The sequence below is a fragment of the Flavobacterium sp. genome (genome assembly GCF_004211145.1).
Classification (GTDB): domain Bacteria; phylum Bacteroidota; class Bacteroidia; order Flavobacteriales; family Flavobacteriaceae; genus Flavobacterium.
This window is the reverse complement of sequence record NZ_SEBS01000006.1, coordinates 56,706-79,149: the sequence shown is the minus strand read 5'-3', so window position 1 is coordinate 79,149 and position 22,444 is coordinate 56,706. Positions and strand designations below refer to the sequence as shown.

The window sequence follows — 22,444 nt, the reverse complement described above, 5'->3', positions numbered from 1 at the left end:
CTTCGTTTATCTTTGTTTCTAGATAACCTAACGAACGCGCTTTGAGAACAAACTTCAAACACCTGACACTTTCGCTGGCCATTGCCCTACCCGTTTTTTGCGGCGCCCAGCAAGTCCAGGCCGACAGCTTGAAACGCGTGATTCGTGCCGCGAAAACCGATACGGTCAAGGTGAACGCGTTCAACAAATTGTCGTTATTGTATCGCGACAGCCAATTGGATTCGTCGGTTTATTATGCGAAACAGGCCGAAACGTTGGCGGCAAAAAACCAATACGGTTTCGGACAGGCTTCGGCTTGGATCAACCAGGGAAACGCGAAACTCCTCACGGGCCGATATCCTGAAGCGTTGCAATTGTTCCAACAAGCACAGAATCGATTCTCAGGATTACTTCAGGACGACGAGGAAAATTCATATTTGAAGAACAACCTGGCAAGGGCTCACGCAAGCATCGCCGTCGTGTATTCGGAGCAAAGCAATTATTCAAGAGCGCTTTCGAACTATCAGGAAGCGTTGCGATTGTTCACCGAGACTGGCAACAAAGCCATGCAATCGAAGGCGTACAACAACATCGCGATCGTCTACAAATCACAAACGAATCTCGACAAGGCGCTTGAATACCTGAACAAGGCGTTCGCGCTTCAGCAGGAAACGGGCGAACAGGCAGCGGCGACTACGTTGATGAACATCGGCGTGATCCATTACGAGAAAGGAAATATCGCCGAAGCCAAAAAATACTACGACAGATCGAAAATTTTGTTCGACGAGACCGACAACAAACGCGGCTCGGGATTGCTGTACAATTATTACGGCGATTATTACAGCAAGACCGGCAATAACGTCGCGGCGCTTGAAAACTATAACAAGTCGGTTGGGATTTACGAGGAATTGTCGAACAAATTCGGCGCGTCGCTGGCTTTGTACAATATCGGGAAACTGCACGCCGACGGGAAATTGTTTGCCATTGCGCTTCCATTCGCCCAAAAATCGCTCGATTACGCTAAAGAGATCGCCAATCTCGACCAGCAATATCATTCGGAAAAATTGCTCAGTGAAATTTATGACGGACTCGACCAACCTGACAAAGCGCTCACGCATTACAAACATTACATTTCGGCGCGAGACAGCATCGTAAACGCTGAAAACACCAAGAAATTCGCGCTCGCCGAGATGGATTTCGAGTACCAGAAAAAGGAAGCGTTGCTGCACGAGAAGAACAAACGGCAGACACAGTTCATGATCCTGTCAGGTTTGGCGGCTTTGCTGCTCATCGGATTGATCATAGCCATTTATAACCGACGCCAGGTAAAACGCCGATTGACGCTACAAAAAGAAGTCGCCGAATACGAGCAAAAAGCGCTTCACCTGCAAATGAACCCGCATTTCGTATTCAACTGCCTGGGTTCGATCTCGAGTTTCATCGTGCAGAACGGCACCGATTCGGCGTTGAAATACTTGTCGAAATTCTCGAAACTCATGCGATTGACGCTCGAATATTCAAAGGGTTCGCTGATTCCGATCGACAAGGAAATCGAAAGTCTCCAAAATTACCTCGAGCTCGAGCAATTGCGGTTCCACAACAAGTTCACGTTTGAGATCAGGTCGAGCGAAAAAGTGGAATTCAACATGGGATTGCCGCCGTTGTTGGTCCAACCTTTTGTCGAGAATGCGATTTTGCACGGCATGGTCCCGAAAGAAGGAAACGGGAATATCTCGGTCGATTTCGATGTCGAGAACGGCCAGTTGGTTTGCACGATACAGGACGACGGTATCGGGTTGTCGCAATCTATAAAACTGAAGGAAAACTCGGTTACGGCCCATAAATCGATGGCGCTTGAAATCACTAGAAAGCGTTTGGAAATCATGGAATCGACGACGGCGAAGAGCGCGCAGATCGATATTTCGGAGACGAGTGAGAATGGGGAAACGGGTACGAGGGTTCGGTTGAGATTGCCGATTCAGTATATGCCGTGAGTTGGTTGGGGTTTAGGATTAGGGTTTAGGGTTTAGGGTTTAGGGTTTAAAACTCGCGAATTGACAATGCAGGGATCAATATTTTGATACAACGCAAGAAAATTTTTTTTTACAATTAAGATAGTTAAGAGAATTAAGGGTTTTGGGTTGGGATGACGATTGAGTTCAGGATGACAACTGATGAAAACGGGTTAGAGATTTTAACCATTAAGAACATTAAGAACATTAAGGCTACGTGCTGCAACGACGTTTCAAGTTCGCGATTTCCGACAAGTTCAGGATGACAAGCAACCAACGGAAGACAACAATTCAAATCAACAAATCAACAAATCAACAATTTACCAATTCAACAAAGAACCAAATCATCCCCGGCAGACAACAATTCAAATCAACAAATCAACAAATCAACAAATCAACAGATCAACAAAAATGATAAAAGCCCTCCTAATCGACGACGACAAACACCTTCGCGAAGGCCTGAAAGCCTTACTCGAGCGCTACACCGATGACATCGCGATAATCGGTGAAGCTGAAAGCGTGAAGACAGGAATCGACGCCATCCAAAAACTCCAACCGCAGGTGATTTTTCTCGACATCCATTTGAGCGACGGGACGGGCTTCGATATTTTGGAACGATTGGCCGAAACGTCGGGGAAGATAAAAGCGCACATCGTTTTCATCACGGCCCACGAGCAATACGCGCTCAAGGCGTTCAAGTTTTCGGCCCTTGATTTTATCCTGAAGCCAGTCGATTTCGAGGAATTGCAGGTTACGATCGCGAAGATCAAGGACGCCGTCGGAAAGACGAATTCGTTCGAACACATCGATTTGTTGCTCGAGAATATCCGAAAGAAAGTCGACAATTTCAAACGCATCGCACTTTCCACAAGCGACGGCATTCATTTGTTCGAGGTCGCCGACATCATCCGCTGCGAGGCGAAAGTGAATTACACGATGTTCTATATCAAGAACCACAAGCCCGTGTTGATTTCACGCACGCTCAAGGAATACGAGGAATTGCTTACCGAACACGGTTTCGAACGCATCCATCAGTCGCACCTGATCAATTTGTCGTATCTCAAATCGTACATAAAAACCGACGGCGGTTACGTGATAATGGCCGACAACACGAACATCCCGATCGCACAAAGCAAAAAAGAAAAGTTACAGGAACTCATCAAAGCACTCTAATCCGACTGAAACCAAGCGACATGAAAAGAATTTTACTTGCACTATTGATTTTGCCCGCTTTGGCGAGTGCCCAGAATTTGAACTTCGATTACGATCCCGAACTCAAAGCCTGGCTCCTAAGCGCGTCCGCGTCGAACAACATCGCTTTGAACGCGTCGGACGTTTCCGTGGCGATCGACACGGATCTCGACGGCGAAATCTCGGTTGTCGAAGCCGCTTTGATCCACAGCCTCGACATTCAGGCCGGAAGTTCAACCGACATCGGCGTTCCGACCGGTTTCGTGAATCTCGTTTCACTGAGCATCTCGAACTTCGCGGATCTGTACGGCGTCAACATTACGAACACCGCCGCCGGTTTGCAGTCGCTTCATCTCTCAGGTTTGCCGTCGCTTTCGTCGTTTTCGTGCGTGAATACTTCGTTGGCTAGCGTTACGATCGAAAATTGCAACAACTTGAACTTTATCAACATAAACGATTCGCAAATCACCGACGCGAATTTCCCCGACTTGCCGATGCTGGCCAGTTTTTCAGCGAAAGGAACGCCGCTCACGGATTTCGATTTTTCAGGTTGCGACCAGCTTTCGTTCGTCGATCTAAGGGAAACGCCGTTGACGTCGATCGATTTGAGTGGTTTCCAGTCGCTCACGTCGCTTGAACTCACGCTCGAAAGCCCACTTTTGTCGTTGGATGTTTCAGATTGCCCGCTGCTCGACAACCTGATGATCCCGTACAACGTCGCTTTTGCCGATGTATCCGATTGTACTTCGATGACGAGCCTGAACGTGGCGAGCGTCGCGATCACGACACTGAACCTTCAGGGATGTAACAGTTTGCCGTCGATTTACATTGGGAATTCGGGCGCACCGCTTGCAACTTGTCCGATCACGTCGATCGATTTCTCGAACCTGCCGTCGTTGAACAACGTCATTATCGGAAACACGAACATTTCTTCGATGAATTTGGCGAATTGCCCGAACCTGACAAGCCTCAACGTATACGATTCGCCTATAAACAACATCGATTTCAGCCAGGTTCCGAACTTGACGTATCTCACGATCACGGGCTGTCCGTATGAAACGCTCGACATCTCGGGCCTCGAAAACCTGACGACGCTCGAGGCGAATTACACGCCGACGCTAAAGTACATTCTCGCCAAAAACGGCAGTTCCGAAACCTTTTACCTCATGGGAAGCGACAACCTTGAATTCATCTGTCAGGACCAGGAAAGCATCGCCTCGACACTCGCCGATATTACGACCTCAGGATTGACGGCCGTCGAAGTGAACGATTACTGTTCGACGGTTCCGGGCGGCGATTTCAACACGATCACGGGAACAGTTCGATTTGACGACAACGACAACGGTTGCGATGCGTCGGACCTTGTGAAATCGAATGTGAGGATCGATCTGATGACGAACGACGAAGCATCGTTTACCGGAAATCTCGGACACTATTTCCATTACGTCGGAGCGGGAACGTTCAATTTCGCACCGAACCTTGAGAATCCTGCGCTTTACACGATTACTCCGGCATCGGCATCGGCAAGTTTCGCCACGGTCGACAACAGCGTGATCACCCAGGATTTTTGCATCGCCCGAAACGGCAACCAAGCAGACGTTGAAATCGTCCTTACGCCTTTGAGCGGCGCGCGCCCAGGATTCACTTGTCGTTACGCGGTCGTGATCCGAAACAAAGGAAATATCACGGTATCGGGCAATTTCAACTTTTCGTTTCCCGAAGCGACCATGGATTTCATTTCCTCGAATCCCGTGACCTCGAGCCAAAGTACAGGCAACCTGCAATGGACGTTCAGCGATCTTTTGCCGTTCGAGAGCCGAAGCGCGGTCGTGAATCTCTATCTGAACAGCCCGACGCAGACGCCAGCGGTGAACATAGGCGACCTGCTTCAATTTTTGGCCACGATAACACCTGTAGCGGGCGATATTCTGCCGCTTGACAACGAGTTCGGCCTCAAACAGACCACAGTTGGTTCTTATGATCCGAACGATATTGTTTGTCTGGAAGGTGCGACGGTTTCTCCGTCCGAAATCGGTAATTACCTGCATTACAATGTGAATTTCGAAAACACGGGAACGGCGGCCGCCCAGAATGTCGTGGTGAAAGTTGAAGTCGATACCGACAAATTCGACATGCATTCGCTCCAACTGATGAATTCATCTCATGCGAGTTTCTCGAGGATTCGCGGAAACATCGTGGAGTTTATCTTCGAGGATATCGAACTCGAAAGCCCTCAAGGCGATCCACCGACAGGCGGACACGGGAACGTGCTGTTCAAGATCAAATCGAAAGCGTCGCTGGTTGAAGGTGACGAAGTGGCGCAAAAAGCGGATATCTTCTTCGATTACAACTTCCCTATCGAAACCAACGAGGCCGAAACGGTGTATCAGGCGCTCAAAGTTCCGGGATTCGAGCAGGACGACAGCGTGTCGATTTACCCGAATCCTTCGGCTGGAAAAGTGACGGTGAAATCAGATTCGGAAGTGCGGTCGATCGAGGTGTTTGACGTGCAAGGACGCTTGCTTCAGGTACGAACCGACGCATCGGAAATCGACGTTTCGATTCACCTGACAGGGCTTTACTTTATCAGGATCAAAACCGACAATGGATCCAAAGTGGAACGATTGATCAAGAAATAATGCAGCGATTCGTCCTGATTTGCATGGAATTGTCGCAAATAAAATCAATCAAAAAACGAATACTTAACAAAAAGAAATCATGAAAAAATTTTTACTAATGGCATTTTTGACGCTGGCCGCCACAATGAGCGCTCAGGTCGTCACGGTCCCGAATTCCGTTTTCAGGACGATGTTACTGCTTGCCGATGTCGACAATACGATTGCAAAAGACGCATCGTCGAACCCTATAAAAATAGACATCAATGATGACGGACAAATCCAGGTGAGCGAGGCATTGCTGGTTCACCACCTTGATATCAATGGTTTTTTGATCACCGACATTACCGGAATTGCAGCCTTTACGAATCTTCGCGTCTTGGACTGCCAAAACAACCAACTCACCAATTTGGACGTGAATACCCTGACGAATCTCACGCGCCTCATGTGCAGCGGCAACAATCTAACCAGCCTCGACGTGAGTGCGTTAGTGGAACTCGATTTCCTTTTTTGCGATTTTAATGAAATTTCGAACCTGAACGTCGGGTCTATTCCGGAACTGAAATTCTTAAGCGCCGACGGAAACAATCTCATCAGCCTCACGCTAAGCGGATTGCCCCAGCTGGCGGCCGTAATTCTGAGCAACAACCAATTGACCAATTTGTCTCTTTCAAATTTGCCTTTACTTCAAACGCTTGAAGTTAGCCACAATCAACTCACTTCGCTAAACGTAAACCAGATTCCGAGCCTGACGCAAGTACTTTGTTTTTACAACCAACTTACTTCGCTCGACGTTTCGGCTTTGACCGGACTGACGAACCTGAACTGCGGTGAAAACAACATCCCGACTCTCAACCTCAACGGATTGACGAATTTGACGAATTTACAATGCTCCTACTTACCCAACAACGCGGTGATCAACGGAAATAATTTGAATGCCCTGACCAATTTTCAATACGTGGGGCAAAATTCGGACATCACTTTAAACGGATTCCCGAACGTACAGAACATGACCATGAATTTGGCACAACCCACGGTTACGATCAATCTGTCGGGCTTCAACGCCAACACTAACTTTTATATGTTTGGCAGCCAAGTCGCGAATTTTACCGTGAACGGAGTCGGAGCTTTGCAACTCAGGGCGATAAACTGTTCCAACAACCAACTTACTTCACTGACGCTGAACTCGATAAGCGCCCTTAAATCTTTGGATTGCAACAACAACAAACTAACGTCGGTTAATTTGAGCAACTTGCCAAATCTGGATTATCTTGACGTCAGCCGCAACCGAATCACGAGCCTGAACCTGAGTAATCTTCCCAACCTAAAACATTTGGATTGCAATAACAACAAGCTTTCAAGCCTTGATTTGACAGGATTGCCCGCGCTCGAATACTTGAATTGTTCGAATTATTCTGATCATGATATCGTCGGGAATCAAATCACTTCGCTGGCGGTCTCGGGCCTGACGAACCTCAAATATCTTGACTGTTCGAATTATGGGTTCAACGGCATTTTGGGCGCGCTCGGCAACCAAATCACTTCTTTGGACGTTAACGGATTGACGAATCTCGAAGAACTCCGATGCAACAAGAACAACATTCCTACTTTGACCATAAACAACTTGACGAACCTCACGCACCTTGACGTTTCTTACAATTTGTTGACAAGTCTCGATCTGGTCGGACTAACGAATTTGGTTTACCTAAACTTCAACAACAACGAGCTTTCCAATGTGAATATGACAGGTTTGGTAAACATCACGGAGCTCCAATGCGGATTCAACCAGATCGAGACGCTTAACCTGGTGAACATGCCAAACCTCACGAAACTTTATGTGAGCAGCAATCTGCTTACGACATTAGACCTTACCGGATTAACCCACATTACGAACCTCAATTGTGAAGTAAACCAACTCACGACACTCAATTTGTCCACGATGCCAAATCTTGTTTATCTGAACTGCAATTCCAATCAATTGGCCTCCATTGATTTGAGCAACGTTGGAAATCTTACTGAATTGCAATGTAACAGTAATGGCATGACGAACCTTAACCTGAATGCACAGACGCAACTTCTATATCTTAGTTGTGGCGGAAACCAGCTGACCAACCTCGACTTGCAGGCCACGAGCAACCTGTTGCATGTATATTGTGGAATGAACCAGCTCACGAGTTTGGACATCAGCAATCTTACGCAACTCCTTTCGCTTGATTTTTCGTGGAATCAAATCACGAGCATCGATGTGAGTCCCTCGCCTGCATTCTACGGTTTGATTTGCGACCACAACCAACTCACGAGTCTCGATTTGAGCAACTCGCCAATGCTTTACAGTTTGGTGTGCCACGACAACCAGATTACTTCCATCGATGTCAGCAACGCCAGTACTTTGAATTATTTGAGAGTACAAAATAACGCACTTACCGAATTATTCATGAAAAACGGAAGCTTCGAAAACGAATTCGACGTGTCCAACAATCCAAACCTCGCTTACATTTGCGCCGACGATTCAGAGCTCGCAAGCGTTCAAACCCAATTGAATACATTAGGCATGACGACGACAGTTTCCAACTCCTATTGTACGTTTTCACCCGGCGGGCCACACAACACGGTTATTGGAACCACGATTTTCGACGGCAACAACAACGGCTGTAACGTAAACGATCCGCTGCATCCCAATATCCGCGTGGATTTTACCGATGACTTCTCAACCGGATCGGCATTTACCAACACCGATGGAATCTGTACATTCTACTCAGGTGCCGGAAATTATACCCTATTCCCGAACATCGAAAATGCAAGCGCGTTCAACATTTCTCCTGCAAGCGCCACGATCAATTTCCCGAACGCCAATTACAATGTCAGCAATCAAAGTTTCTGTTTGTCGGCCAACGGCGTACATCCTGACGTTGAAGTCGTAATCAGTCCTATAAGCCCTGCGCGACCGGGTTTCGATGCCACTTACCAAATCGTATACAAAAACAAGGGCAATCAGATTTTAGCAGGAAATATAACGCTTGCGTTCGACGATTCAAAAATGGATCTGCTCACGTCGATTCCGGCAACCGATGCCCAAACTACCAATACGCTCGAGTGGTCATACGGCGCGTTACTTCCGTTTGAAAGCCGAGCCATCAATCTTGAATTCAACATAAATTCCCCGACCGAAACGCCTGCGGTGAACAACGGCGACATCCTGGCCTTCACAACATCGGTAACGCCGGTAACGGGCGACGAAACACCATCGGACAACACATTCATTTTCAATCAGGTCGTGGTGAATTCTTTCGACCCGAACGACATTACGTGTTTGGAAGGCGCAAGTGTCTCACCAACGGAAATCGGCGATTACCTGCATTATATCGTGAATTTCGAAAACACGGGATCGGCGAACGCGGTCAACGTCGTCGTAAGAATGGAAGTTCACGAAAACGAGTACGACATTCCGTCGCTTCAGGTCATGAACACCTCGCACTCGGCTCGCACGACGATCACGGGCAACATCGTGGAATTTGTGTTCGAGAACATACAATTGGAGGCTACATCGGGCGATCCTGCTGTTGGCGGACACGGTAACGTACTGTTCAAGATCAGGTCAAACACGGGATTGGAAAATGGCGACATGGTGTCGAAACGCGCCAATATTTTCTTTGATTACAATTTCCCGATTGAAACCAACGATGCCGAAACGACATTTTCAACATTGCAGGTTCCGGGCGTAAACGTCGACGACAACATTGCAATCTATCCGAATCCGGCACAGCACGAAGTCAACGTGACAAGCAAACACGAGATCAAATCGCTTCACCTTTACGACATTCAGGGCCGATTGCTGCAGATCGTGAACGTGAACGAAACGCAGGCAAAAATCGACATCGCCTCGCGCACAAACGGCATTTACTTCCTAAAAGTCACGACATCGGAAGGCATCAAAGTCGAAAAGATCATCAAGCAATAAGTCATTTACGTTAATGCAAACAGAAAGCCCCGGAACAACCGGGGTTTATTTTTTTAAATGTATTATTTTTGGGAAAAGCATCCAAAATGGCAAGATTCTCATTCCTACTTGTTTTGTTCGTGGGTTTCGCGGCTTCGGCCCAGGAATTCGAGGTTCCGACCAACTTCAACCATAAAATCGATTCCGATTATGCCAAGCACGAAAACGACTTGATCGCGGCCGTAAACTGGTTGCAGAACACGCCCTACTCCGATCAAAAAGAAAAACGCAGTCGAGTAAACGCATTCGTCACGAAATGGGTCGAAGGCAGCCCCGACGTCAAGATCACGTTATACGAAGACATCGTCACATTCATGGATTGCCGCGACTGCCTCACACTCTACATGGGCGGCTGGGCGAAATACCAACTCGAAACAAACGACAAATCGCAAATTAAGGGCAATGTCGCCGGACTCGAGACCGCGATCGTGTTCTACGAGAAAAACAAAACCGGATTGGGTCGGATCCGAGGCCTCGAAAAATATGCGAAGCTCAAGGAAAAAGGGAAATTGGAATCTGAATTGGAGTGGATTTTGAGGTGATAGAATGAGGTAGAAAGTTGAAAGTCGAAAGATCTTAAAAGGGACGATTCGGCAACAAAAAAGCCCCGAAATATTTTCAGGGCTTTTTTTTAATAATCGGATCGCAGTCCTTCGTCTTTCGTCATTTGTCATTTGTCATTCGTCTTTCAACTTTCCACTTTCCACTTTCCACTTTCGCCTATTTCGAAAGATACATCTTCCTTCTCGAATACAACTCGTAAAACTGGTCGTCCTTCAAATCGTCGATGAATAAAATGCTTTCTCCGGTCGATTTCATTTCAGGTCCGAGTGCTTTATTTACATTATGGAATTTGCTGAACGAGAACACCGGTTGCTTGATCGCATAACCTTTTAGCTGAGGATTGAACTTGAAGTCGGTTACTTTGTTCACACCGAGCATCACTTTCGTCGCATAGTTCACATACGGCTCGCCATAGGCTTTCGCGATAAAAGGAACCGTTCGCGATGCGCGTGGATTCGCCTCGATGATATAAACCGTGTCGTCCTTGATCGCGAATTGGATGTTGATGAGTCCGACGGTTTTCAACGCAAGCGCGATCTTGTGCGTGTGATCTTTTATTTGTTGCATCACGAATTCGCCAAGGTTGAACGGCGGCAATGTCGCATTCGAATCGCCCGAGTGGATGCCGCAAGGTTCGATGTGTTCCATGATTCCGATGATATAGACGTTTTCTCCGTCGCAGATCGCATCGGCTTCGGCTTCGATCGCACCGTCGAGGTAATTATCGAGTAACAATTTATTTCCGGGAATGCTTTTCAAAAGGTCGATTACGTGTTCTTCAAGTTCCTGTTTGTTGATCACGATCTTCATGCCTTGTCCGCCCAAAACGTACGATGGACGCACCAAAAGCGGGAAGTCGAGCACGTCGGCCAACTTGCTTGCTTCTTCAGCCGATTCGGCAACTCCGAATTTCGGGAACGGAATGTGAAGCGATTCCAAAAGTTCCGAGAAACGTCCGCGATCTTCGGCCAAATCCAAGGCGTCGAAACTTGTTCCGAGGATTTTGATGCCGTAGCGGTCGAGCTTTTCCGCCAGTTTCAAAGCGGTTTGTCCGCCCAATTGCACGATAACGCCCTCGGGTTTTTCATGTCGGATAATATCGTAGATATGTTCCCAGAAAACCGGTTCGAAATACAACTTGTCGGCCGTATCGAAGTCGGTCGAAACCGTTTCGGGATTACAGTTGATCATAATCGTTTCGTAACCGCATTCCTTGGCTGCGAGAACGCCGTGGACGCACGAATAATCGAATTCGATACCTTGTCCGATGCGGTTCGGGCCCGAGCCTAAAACGACGACTTTTTTCTTGTCGGACACGATCGATTCGTTGTGTACGTACGTCGTTCCGTCGGCCAATTGGATTTCGGCTTCGAACGTCGAATAATAGTAAGGCGTTTTCGCGGTAAACTCGGCCGCACACGTGTCGACGAGTTTGTACACGCGCTTGATGTTCATTTCCTCGCGAAGCTTGTAAATCTGCGATTCCAGACATCCGACCATGTGCGCGACTTGTCTATCGGCGAAACCTTTTTGTTTGGCTTCCAAAAGCAATTCTTTCGGGAGATTGTCGACTTTGTAATTTGATATCTCGCGTTCCAAAGCGTACAATTCCTCGTATTGTTTCAAGAACCACATGTCGATCTTCGTTATCTCGTGGATTCTCGACAACGGGATTCCCATCGCGATCGCGTCGTAGATCACGAACACGCGATCCCAACTTGCGAACGTTAGTTTTTCAATGATCTGGTCGTAATTCTTGTAGCCTTTTCCGTCGGCGCCAAGACCGTTTCTCTTGATTTCTAGCGATTGCGTGGCTTTGTGGAGCGCTTCCTGGAACGAGCGTCCGATGCCCATCACCTCGCCTACCGACTTCATCTGCAATCCCAAAGTCCTGTCGGCGCCTTCGAATTTGTCGAAGTTCCAACGCGGGATTTTTACGATGACGTAATCGAGCGTCGGTTCAAAAAGTGCCGATGTCGATTTGGTGATCTGGTTTTGGAGTTCGTCCAAGTTATAGCCAAGAGCAAGTTTCGAAGCGATTTTCGCGATCGGATAGCCTGTCGCTTTCGATGCCAAAGCCGATGAACGCGATACGCGCGGATTGATCTCAATGGCGACGATGTCTTCTTTTTCATCGGGCGAAACGGCGAACTGAACGTTACAACCGCCCGCGAAATTCCCGATCGAGCGCATCATCTTGATCGCCATGTCGCGCATTTTCTGAAACGTGTGATCCGATAAAGTCATCGCCGGGGCGACCGTGATCGAATCTCCGGTGTGGATGCCCATCGGATCCATATTTTCGATCGAACAGATGATCACGACGTTATCGTTCTTGTCGCGCAACAATTCCAATTCGTATTCTTTCCATCCAAGCAATGCCTTGTCGATCAGGACTTCATGAATCGGTGACGCTTCAAGACCGCGTGTAAGCAAGTCGTCGAAATCTTCTTTTTTGTGGACGAAAGCCGCGCCCGTTCCGCCAAGCGTGAACGACGGACGAATTACCAAAGGAAACCCGAATTCCTGTGCGATTTCCTTTCCTTTCAAGAACGATGTCGCCGTTTTTGCGGGAGCCGCGGGAATTCCGATTCTTTCAAGCAGCTGTTTGAACTGCTCGCGGTCTTCAGTGATGTTGATCGCATTCACGTCGACACCTATGAGTTTCACGTTGAAATCTTGCCAGATTCCTTTTTCCTCGGCTTCGAGACAAAGGTTAAGCGCCGTTTGTCCGCCCATTGTGGGCAGCACGGCGTCGATTTGCGGATGCTCCTTGAGAATCTGCACGATCGATTTGGTCGTAAGCGGTAAAAGGTAAACGTGGTCGGCCATACTCGGATCGGTCATGATCGTCGCCGGATTGGAATTGATCAGGATGACTTCGATGCCTTCTTCACGAATGGAACGCGCCGATTGCGAGCCCGCATAATCGAATTCACAAGCCTGCCCGATTACGATTGGGCCTGAACCGATGATGAGGACGGATTTGATTGAGGGATCTTTTGGCATGTAGTTGCTTTCTGTAGTTAGTTGTTTTTTTGACGAATGATGAATGACGAAAGACGAAGGACTAATCGCGAGGTAAAACCCGGACGTATTAGCCCGGATGCAAGCGGAAAGCCTTTTGCAGAAAACTGCATTATTTTTCGCTTTTGCGGAAGCGACCAACGGAAGCTCTTCGCAAATGCAGAAAATTTGCAGGTTTCAAGAAAGCTCGCAGCGGCAGCCGGAATAAGCTCCTGAAATCGTCACTAAATAATTTGAACGTATTTCCTGTCCTTCGTCTTTAGTCTTTTGTCATTAGTCTAAGCCTCGCGACAAGGTATAAAAAAAGGCGATACCGATAAAAGTAACGCCTTCATATATGCTGTTTCCAACATTATTTTTTGTGTCTTGGCTCAGAAGAAACCGTCAACTTGTGACGTCCTTTTGCACGACGACGCGCAAGGACTTTTCTACCATTGGCAGATGCCATTCTGTCCATGAAACCGTGCTTGTTTCTTCTCTTTCTCTTTGATGGTTGAAATGTTCTTTTGCTCATCGCTACTATATTTTATTGGATAACTGTCGTTTTAAAGGTTCGAAACCGTTGTTTCAAAACCGAGTGCAAATATACGAAGTGTTTCTTTTTTCACAAGTGGTTTTGAAAAAAATATTTGAGATTTTTTCTATTTGCTTTTTGACTGCTGCCACATCGGTTTTCTAGATGCGATTTTATCGTTGATTTTACAGTTGGAATCGTGCGCTCCGGGCAGGAATCCGATGCTCATGAGGAATTCGCCCACGATCTCTCCGCCCGTGAAGCGAAACGTCTTTTTGAATAGTTTTACCCATTCTTCTTTCGACTTGGGATGATTCGCTTCGAGCCATTTCTCGAACGACCCGAATTCTTTTTGAAGTTCGAGAATCGTCTTAGCGTTTTCGATCGCCGCGTTCACTTTCAATTTGTTGCGGATTATGCCTGCGTCCTGAAGCAGACGTTCGCGGTCAGATTCCGAATATTTCGCGACTTTCTCGATATTGAAATTGTCGTAGGCGGCTCGGAAGCTTTCCTCCTTTTTCAAGATCGTTTCCCAACTCAATCCGGCTTGATTGATTTCCATGATCAATCGCCCGAAAAGCTCGTCGTCGTCGTGGATCGGAAAACCGTAATGGTTGTCGTGGTAATTGGCGTGTAGCGAGCGGCGTGGCTCGGGCATGTTTTGGATGGCGGTACAGTAGGACATTTTTGTTTATTCGTTGAATTGTTTATTTGTTTATTTGGATGCTTGTCTGCCGATAAGCAGTGGTTTCAAATTTACAACTTTACCAACGGTTTCCACAATCGGTTCACATACTTCCATTCGTCCATTTATAATCAAATATTCCGGCTACCGATACGAATTGTCAATTGTCAATTGTCAATTGTCAATTAACGCTCAACATAATTAAGATCTTTCCCAAAACTCTCCTTAAGTCGCCACACTGAAAATATCGCGATCACGGTCAATACGACCATGACGATATGAGCGGCCGTTATTATGTTGTATCTGCCAACGAAAAATTCGAACAACAAGGTCGTCGGGATCAATGCGCCTCTGACGAAATTCGGCGCCGTTGTCGTAACCGTCGCGCGCAGGTTGGTCCCGAATTGTTCCGACGCCATCGTAACGAAAGACGCCCAATATCCTACCGAAAGCCCCATGAAGAACGCGAGATACGAGAAACGGACCGGCGTAATCCCGTCGCTGCTCAAGTAGACGAACACGACGACTATGGAAATTGCATGGAACACGAATATCGATAATCGGCGGGATTTGGTAAGCTGTGCGATGAAACCTGCGATCACCTCGCCGACCGACAATCCGATGTAGGCTAGCATGATTCCCTTTCCGGCGCTCAACGGCTCGGTTGCGCCCAACGCGACACCGAATTCAGGCGCCTGAGTGATCAAAATCCCCATGACGAACCACAATGGCAAGCCGATGCAAAGGCAGTAAATATACCGCAGCAGACGTTCTTTGGTCTGAAAAATCATCGTGAATCTTCCTTTGACGACTTCTTTTCCCGACGCTTCCTGGAACATACCCGATTCAAATATTCCGACGCGCATCAGCAACAGCAGCAATCCCATTCCACCACCTACGAAATAAGCGTTGCGCCAATCGAAATGTTCGGCCACATAAAAGGCGGCTGCGGCTCCCAAGACTCCGACGCCGGCCACGATCATGGTTCCGTATCCGCGTTTGTCTTTGTGCATGGTTTCGCTGACCAATGTGATTCCGGCACCGAGTTCACCAGCAAGACCGATTCCGGCGATGAACCTGATTATGGCATACGCGTTAATGTCGGTCACGAAGCCATTGGCGATGTTACCCAACGAATACAGCAAGATCGACCCGAAAAGCACTTTTAGCCTGCCATATTTATCGCCGATTATGCCCCAAATGAAACCGCCGATAAGCAGTCCCGCCATCTGCATATTGATGACGTATTCGCCGTTGAGACGCATGGTTTCCTCGGCCACGCCGATGTCCTGAAAACTTTTGATACGCACGATCGAGAAAATCACGAGGTCATATATATCTACGAAATAGCCTAACGAGGCGACCAAGACAATGAGCACGACGTTCTTTTTCGAATTTTGGGTTGCTTGCATAAAAGGTATTTTATATTGGAGAAATTTGAGGTTATTGCGAATATCCGCAATCGAAGTTTCCAAATTTAATAATTAGCACTTTGTACGAGCCCAAAAAATGCGCTAAAATGATATACATGGATTTGAAACGAATTTGCCATCGGATTGAAGAATACCGAGAAATTTAATCGACCAATCCCGATTTAAATATTGCCAAATATAGATTGACGCTTATCTTTGCATCGCTAAAAAATATAACATGTTCAATAAAAATATCAAAATCGCCCTCGCAGCATTGATTTTCATTACGGCGATATGGCAATTTGTCGAAGGTGAAACCGGTACCGGAATTTTCCTTATCCTGCTTACTCTAATCCCGATTTTCCTTTATTTCAGGAACGAATTCATTTTATTGGCGTTCCTTAGATTGCGCAAACAGGATTTTCCGGGCGCACAAAAATGGCTGTCGCACATCAAGAATCCTGAGACGGCCCTGATCCAAAAACAAAAAGGTTACTTCAATTATCTCAATGGGATCATGCTTGCTCAAACCAACATGAACCAGGCCGAGAAATATTTCCGCAAAGCTGTCGAGTATGGATTGACGATGGATATGGACATGGCGGTCGTAAAACTCCAACTCGCGGGAATCGCAGCGAGCCGACGCCGCAAGGTCGAAGCCACGAACCTGCTCAACGAAGCGAAAAAACTCGACAAGCAAAACATGCTAAAAGACCAGATCACGATGCTGAAAGACCAATTGAAACGCATCTAAAAAAAATCGATTATTTCAAAAACCCGTTTCATTGAAACGGGTTTTTTATTTCGCTCAATTTCAAATCATTACGTCAGATTACAATCATAACGTTTCTTTATATAAAATTTAATCGCATTTCCAATTTTTGTTGATAACTTTATATACATTTGTTAGAGTATTAATCTGTAATGTTGGGCAATATGAGATTAATTTTACCTTTTCTTTCCGTCTTATTGATGTCGCAATTGGCTATTAGCCAAGACAAAACCGTCATGTTCTCAGACGCGGTGAAGTCGAACATCAAGAAATACAACAAGCAATCCGATAAGGTGTACGAAAACGGCGACATCGCCAAAGGCCAGCAACTTTTCGATTCATTGGTCAAGAACCATCTTGTCGGTTCAAAATTCGATGATTATTCGTTCAAGTGCGTGAACAGCAAGAAAGTCAAGCTCAGCAAGATCAAGAAACCCGTTTTCATCATCACGTATTCGTCCTGGTGTTTGATCAACAAGGGCGAGATTTCGGCGCTGAACAAGCTTTCGCGCAACTATAAGGATCAGGTCCAGATGATCGTCGTGTTTTGGGACGTGAAGTCGGATATGAAAAAAATCGCACGCCAGTTCAGCTCGAAGATAAAAGTATGTTATGCGAACGAATCGTACCGGAATGACGCGTCGGTGGTCGCGAACTTGAAGCATACGTTAGGTTTCCCGACGTCGTACTTTTTGAATTCCGATTTGGAAGTCGTCGACATCAAACGCGGAGGCATCGCGATTCCGCCTCGGACGCCATCAAAAACCGCAATGGAAATGAATTATACGGTCTTCAACGAAAGGCTCTCGAGTTTCTTCGAGAAAAACCAACAAGCCACGCAACTTGCCGCCACGACCGATTAATGAAAAGCGCTCGAAAGGCGCTTATTTTTTTAAACGAACTTTCCAAACAGGATGCGCACCGCGACCAAAGCAAGACAGACGGCCAATGACCGTATGATCGCTTTTCCCTTTATTTTATGCGACAATTTCGCGCCCAGTTGCGCACCGGGAATAACGCCGATGATCAACCAAAGCACCAAATGCTGCACTTGGGGCGACGCGTAACTTCCGTCGAGGAAATGCGTGAAAACCGTAACCGAAGCCATGATCGCCAAAATGAAATGAGAAGTCGCCGTCGCGATATGGACCGGAAATCGCAGCCATTCGACCATCGCGGGCACGTGGATGATGCCGCCGCCTATTCCCAGGATCGGGGAAAGATAACCTACAATTACGCTCAGGAAAGTTCCTTTGCGCCAATCGTAACTGTATTCGTGGGTTTCGCCCGAGCGGTCGGTTATTTTACTGTGCGTCCAGCCTTTGTGATTGAGAATTGTCTTGTCTTGCGGCTTTGCCTTTCCGCCTTTGATAAATAAAAATGTGGCAAGTCCGATCAAGATTACACCGAACGCGATGTCGAACGTGCCCTTTTCCATATTCTTCGATGTCAACACGCCCAAGATCGAACCCGGAATCGTGCAGACCGCGAAAATAAGTCCCGCCTTATAATCGACGCGTTTGTTGTACATGTATGCCGATGTTCCCGATATGGAATTCGCCGCCACGATCGCCATCGAGATCGCCGTGACCGTTCCCGGATCGAATTCGGGATGAAACATCAGCAACAACGGCACGAGCAAGAAACCGCCGCCTGCGCCGATCAGCGTGCCGATGGTTCCGATCAGGAAACCGATCAATATGAGAACCCAAAAATTTTCCATGTAATCAATAACCGCTAGTCGGGATTTCCAGGGTGTATTTTTTTCGTGCGGCGTTCGGCAATTTTCGGTCGCGCAACCACGGATTGTGGATTTTTAAAATCTTGTAGTTTATGCCTTGGCTTTGTGCGAATGTCGCCAAATCAACGATGCTTGAATCAACGTCGATCTTGCGAGTCGGGAGCAATGGATACATTTCCTCGGGCGCGATCGTAAATCCGTACAACGCTGGATTTTTCATGATTTCTTTGAGCGCAAGGATTCGGAACACGTAACGCGCCGTTTCGTCGGTTAACAGCAAATCGTAGTAATTCGAAACTTTTTGGAACGTGATCTGTTTGTTCACGCCGCCCATTCCGCCGTTGTACGAGGCCGCGGCCAATGTCCAGTTCCCGAATTTGGCCTTCGCGTCGAGTAAATACCTGCAGGCCGCTTCGGTCGATTTTTCGAGGTGATAACGTTCGTCGACGGTTTCATTGACTTCCATTCCCTTTTCCTTCGCCGTTTCAGGCATGAATTGCCAAACGCCTCTCGCGCCGGCTGGAGAAACCGCATTTACGAGACCGCTTTCGATTACGGCCAAATATTTAAAATCGTCGGGAACGCCGTTTTTGGCAAGGATCGGTTCGATTATGGGAAACGCTCGGTTCGCTCTTTTCAAGATGAGTAATGTCGTCGCATCGAGATTCGCGTTGACGAGCAATTCGCGATCGAATCGTTCGCGCACGTCGGATATGTTCAAAGGAGTCGGTTCGCCAGCAAAATCGACCTGGGTCGGGAAATACATGGCCGTTCCTTCTTTTAGGATTTCTTTTTTGGTGTCGGTGGAAACGCCGTAAATTAGGAAACTGCTCGCTAATGCGATGACGGCGATCAGGCTGATTTTTTGGAAAGTTTTCATGGCAGGGAATTTTCGTTTGTGGTAAAGCTACAAAAAACGGGTTTAAAGTTTTCCGTCGCGGATTATTTTGGGAAGGTTTTCGTTGATCCATTTGAATTTGTTGAGGATCATTATGTGCGTGCCGCCTTTGACGGGAATGAAGCCGCTCAGGATGTGCTTTGGCGGGAAAACGTCGTCGATCTCGCCGTGTATGTGTATGACATTCGGATCGGGGGTTTTCCTATCCCAGATTATGATCTGCTCAAGCGCCCAATCGAGGTAAATCTTGTCGCGCATCGCGAGGAACTTCTCGTATAATTTGAAGCGTTGTCGCAGTTTTCCACCGAATGGCAGCTTTTGGAAACGCTCCAAATCCTGCACCATTCCGGTCGGGAAAATCTTGTAGAGTTTGGTGTATTTGGCCATTTTCATCCGAAGTGGAAATTCGGAATTGCACTTTACGCTTGATATGATGATGGTTCGGAAAGGCTTCACGAACTGCGCCATTTCCTGCACGAGCACGCCTCCGAACGAAACGCCGATGATCACGGGATTTTCCTCGGTTATCATTTTCGACATGCGTTCGGCGTAATCGGTGAGCTTTTCTCCGGGCAATGGCAACGTCCATTCGAGCAAATGGATTTCGAACTCGTCCTCGGGCAGTTCGATATTTTCAAAAATCTCAGGACTGGCGGCGAGTCCGGGCATAAAATAAACGGGAATTTTCCTCATAATTGTTTTAACGAATTCCTAACAGCTGAACGGAATTAAATGTCGAAATTTGTATAAAAGTACTTTTTTTGGCGCATTGCCCTAAAGCGCCCGATTATTTTATCACTAAATTATGATTACAGAATTATTTCCGGCCGACAAACGCGGTAAAGCCGATCATGGCTGGCTACAAGCCAACTTTTCGTTTTCGTTCGCAAATTACTTCAACCCGAAGAATATACAGTTCGGGATGTTGCGCGTGTTGAACGACGATACGATCGCTGCCGGAGCTGGTTTCGGGACGCATCCGCACGACAATATGGAAATCATCACGATTCCGCTCGAAGGTGGTTTGAAGCACCGCGACAGCATGGGCAACGAGGGCGTGATCGGGTTCGGGGAAGTCCAGGTGATGAGCGCGGGCACGGGGATTCTACATTCCGAGATGAACGCGAGCGCAACCCAGCGTGCCAAGACGCTACAACTTTGGGTATTCCCGGAAAAGCAAAATGTGGAACCGCGTTACGATCAAAAGTCATTCGATTTGGAGAACAGCCGAAATTCGTTTGTGAACGTAGTTTCTCCGTCGGACAAAAACGACGGGAATGCGCTTTGGGTCTATCAACAGACGTGGTTCAATCTGGGGATTTTCGATTCGGGCAAAACAATTTCGTATGAAAGCCACGCGAAAAACCAAGGCGCGTACGTTTTCGTACTTGAAGGCAGCATCGAGATCGCCGACGAATCGCTCGGAATGCGCGATGCGATCGGGATAACCGCATTCGGCGAATTCAATATTAAGGTGAAAGACGCCGCAAAATTACTCATCGTAGAAGTGCCAATGACAAATTGACGATTATGGAGATCAAGGACAATACTTTTCAAAGACAATTCGAAGCGACTGCCGACGGCAAGCTCATCACCGTGGAATATTCGTATCAGGAACGCAAGATTTTCCTCACGCGTATCGTGACGCCCGAAGGTTTCGCCAACGAGGATTTCATCAACGAACTGCTCGACGAGATTCTCGCGACGGCGTATGAGAAGAAATTCAAGGTCGTACCGACGTTTCCCAAAATTGCGGCTTTCTTTAGGAAGAATCCGAAGTACAAGGATTTGTTGCCGCCGGGGATAAAAATTTAAGGCTACACCTGGTGACATGCCACGTAATAAAATCAATGAATTGACCGTTTTCAACTGAAAGCGGTTTTTTATTTATGGAAAAAAATCTTACGTTTAGAAAATGATATCAAACGAACTCCGTGAAAAGGTTGTCGAATTTTTCGAAGGCATTCAAAAATACTACGGCGATCTGACTGAAATCACTGAAGGGCTTTATTCGCACGGCGATACATTCGACGCGAACCTCACGACCTGGAACTTATCTGAATTTACGTTGATCCGATCGGCCTATCGCAACAGCGGCGCGCGACTCATGATGGAGGGTGAGAAAATGTACTATGAGATTTCAGCCGAACGGTTGGTCGACTTCAAACATCCCGGCCGTCATGTATATGAGTTCGTGGAGTTGTACGGCGTGAATGTGTATCGGATTACGAAGGTGAGGTTTCACTCGAAATATTAGGATTTCGTTGCGCGAGATGTAGCGTTTTTATTTCGTGAACTGATTGGGAATTTCACTCGCTTGACTCTCAGCAAAATTCTGAACTGGAAAAATGGAGAAATCGGTTTCACAAAAACTCGGGATCAATCAAGGCATGCGAACTTTTCTCGTAAACGCGCCTGAAAAATTTTTGAAAACGGCGGACATACCTGATGTTGACATCCATGATAAATTAACGGGTGAATTCGATTACATCCATTTTTTTGTCGTGACGCAACAAAAGTTTCACGAAGAATTTCAAACTCTCAAAAAGCATCTCAAGCCGACGGGAATGTTGTGGGTTTCTTGGCCAAAGTCGGGACAAGAGAACACCGATTTGAATATCAAAATTGTTATCAAGATCGGATATGGATATGGATTGGTCGAAAGCAAGTCGATAGGTATCGATTCCGTTTGGTCGGCGTTGAAATTCACGCACCCGAAAGAGGGAAAGGAATATTGTAATAGTTATGGAAAACTTGTTTGATAGATAGGTTATGGATAAGCTACGATGGATTTATGATGTGCGTTTTTTAGCTGATGAGATTGAATTAAACGTTGGGAATAGGATTGAATTTGCGTTTGAGGGTTTTGCGTGGGTGTGAAAAAGCTTCGGATAATTTAGGAATTGATGCAGTTTTCGTGTATTCGAAGAATCGCGAATCGCACTAACTTTCGGGCGGGTGGTGGTGGTAATTTTAAGGTGACGAAAAAAACATATCCGTTACCAGCGTTGCAATCTCCGAACTTTGAATTTGTCGA

General features: G+C 46.9%; 18 protein-coding genes. 11 read left to right on the top strand and 7 right to left on the bottom strand.

Translation table 11 applies throughout. The annotated features are described in order from the left end of the window. Positions 1-41 precede the first annotated feature (41 nt). The 5 genes from EOO50_RS04280 (at position 42) to EOO50_RS04260 (ending at position 10,336) form a co-directional block, all read left to right on the top strand. Positions 42-1,973 (top strand): tetratricopeptide repeat protein, encoded by a 1,932-nt coding sequence (locus tag EOO50_RS04280; RefSeq protein ID WP_290838212.1) that lies wholly within the window; start codon positions 42-44, stop codon positions 1,971-1,973. Between the two features lie 429 nt (positions 1,974-2,402). Beyond that, entirely contained in the window at positions 2,403-3,164 is a 762-nt protein-coding gene (locus tag EOO50_RS04275) for a LytTR family DNA-binding domain-containing protein (protein ID WP_290838211.1), read from the top strand. A gap of 20 nt (positions 3,165-3,184) precedes the next feature. Beyond that, complete coding sequence (locus tag EOO50_RS04270) at positions 3,185-5,821, top strand: T9SS type A sorting domain-containing protein (protein WP_290838210.1); 2,637 nt, start codon at positions 3,185-3,187, stop codon at positions 5,819-5,821. Between the two features lie 79 nt (positions 5,822-5,900). Beyond that, entirely contained in the window at positions 5,901-9,755 is a 3,855-nt protein-coding gene (locus EOO50_RS04265) for a leucine-rich repeat domain-containing protein (RefSeq protein ID WP_290838208.1), read from the top strand. An 86-nt stretch (positions 9,756-9,841) separates the two neighbouring features. Beyond that, a complete protein-coding gene (locus EOO50_RS04260; protein ID WP_290838207.1) occupies positions 9,842-10,336 on the top strand; it encodes a hypothetical protein in 495 nt (164 codons plus the stop codon). Positions 10,337-10,514: 178 nt separating this feature from the next. Here EOO50_RS04260 and carB read toward each other — a convergent pair whose 3' ends face one another. The 4 genes from carB to EOO50_RS04240 form a co-directional block, all read right to left on the bottom strand. Beyond that, positions 10,515-13,367 carry a carbamoyl-phosphate synthase large subunit gene (gene carB, locus EOO50_RS04255; protein ID WP_290838205.1) on the bottom strand — a complete coding sequence of 951 codons (2,853 nt, stop codon included), beginning with the start codon at positions 13,365-13,367 and terminating at the stop codon, positions 10,515-10,517. 370 nt (positions 13,368-13,737) lie between these two features. Next, on the bottom strand, positions 13,738-13,899 hold the full coding sequence (rpmH, locus tag EOO50_RS04250) for a 50S ribosomal protein L34 (protein WP_008464848.1): 162 nt from the start codon (positions 13,897-13,899) through the stop codon (positions 13,738-13,740). A gap of 127 nt (positions 13,900-14,026) precedes the next feature. Beyond that, positions 14,027-14,584: a DNA-3-methyladenine glycosylase I gene (locus EOO50_RS04245; RefSeq protein WP_290838204.1), complete on the bottom strand. Its 558-nt coding sequence runs from the start codon at positions 14,582-14,584 to the stop codon at positions 14,027-14,029. Positions 14,585-14,769: 185 nt separating this feature from the next. Beyond that, the gene (locus EOO50_RS04240; RefSeq protein ID WP_290838203.1) at positions 14,770-15,996 is read right to left on the bottom strand and encodes an MFS transporter; all 1,227 of its coding nucleotides are present in this window, start codon (positions 15,994-15,996) and stop codon (positions 14,770-14,772) included. 238 nt (positions 15,997-16,234) lie between these two features. On the opposite strand from EOO50_RS04240, the gene EOO50_RS04235 reads away from it, so the two are divergent. Together EOO50_RS04235 and EOO50_RS04230 are read left to right on the top strand one after the other, a co-directional pair. Beyond that, on the top strand, positions 16,235-16,750 hold the full coding sequence (locus EOO50_RS04235; protein WP_290838202.1) for a DUF2892 domain-containing protein: 516 nt from the start codon (positions 16,235-16,237) through the stop codon (positions 16,748-16,750). Positions 16,751-17,004: 254 nt separating this feature from the next. Next, positions 17,005-17,631 (top strand): redoxin domain-containing protein, encoded by a 627-nt coding sequence (locus EOO50_RS04230; protein WP_290838200.1) that lies wholly within the window; start codon positions 17,005-17,007, stop codon positions 17,629-17,631. Positions 17,632-17,660: 29 nt separating this feature from the next. Here the strand turns inward: EOO50_RS04230 and EOO50_RS04225 are convergent, their stop codons facing one another. The 3 genes from EOO50_RS04225 to EOO50_RS04215 are packed head-to-tail and all read right to left on the bottom strand — an operon-like array spanning position 17,661 to position 20,100. After that, complete coding sequence (locus EOO50_RS04225; RefSeq protein ID WP_290838199.1) at positions 17,661-18,491, bottom strand: sulfite exporter TauE/SafE family protein; 831 nt, start codon at positions 18,489-18,491, stop codon at positions 17,661-17,663. A gap of 4 nt (positions 18,492-18,495) precedes the next feature. Further along, positions 18,496-19,389, bottom strand: a complete 894-nt coding sequence (locus EOO50_RS04220; protein WP_290838198.1) for a lytic transglycosylase domain-containing protein — start codon at positions 19,387-19,389, stop codon at positions 18,496-18,498. 42 nt (positions 19,390-19,431) lie between these two features. Next, complete coding sequence (locus EOO50_RS04215; protein ID WP_290838197.1) at positions 19,432-20,100, bottom strand: alpha/beta hydrolase; 669 nt, start codon at positions 20,098-20,100, stop codon at positions 19,432-19,434. A 112-nt stretch (positions 20,101-20,212) separates the two neighbouring features. Here EOO50_RS04215 and EOO50_RS04210 point away from each other — a divergent pair, with 112 nt between their 5' ends. The 4 genes from EOO50_RS04210 (at position 20,213) to EOO50_RS04195 (ending at position 22,169) form a co-directional block, all read left to right on the top strand. After that, positions 20,213-20,932 carry a pirin family protein gene (locus tag EOO50_RS04210; RefSeq protein ID WP_290838196.1) on the top strand — a complete coding sequence of 240 codons (720 nt, stop codon included), beginning with the start codon at positions 20,213-20,215 and terminating at the stop codon, positions 20,930-20,932. A 5-nt stretch (positions 20,933-20,937) separates the two neighbouring features. Next, positions 20,938-21,222, top strand: a complete 285-nt coding sequence (locus EOO50_RS04205) for an N-acetyltransferase (RefSeq protein WP_290838194.1) — start codon at positions 20,938-20,940, stop codon at positions 21,220-21,222. Positions 21,223-21,322: 100 nt separating this feature from the next. After that, positions 21,323-21,664, top strand: a complete 342-nt coding sequence (locus EOO50_RS04200; protein ID WP_290838193.1) for a hypothetical protein — start codon at positions 21,323-21,325, stop codon at positions 21,662-21,664. A 91-nt stretch (positions 21,665-21,755) separates the two neighbouring features. Then, positions 21,756-22,169, top strand: coding sequence for a hypothetical protein (locus EOO50_RS04195; RefSeq protein ID WP_290838191.1), 414 nt, complete (start codon positions 21,756-21,758; stop codon positions 22,167-22,169). Positions 22,170-22,444: the final 275 nt, after the last annotated feature.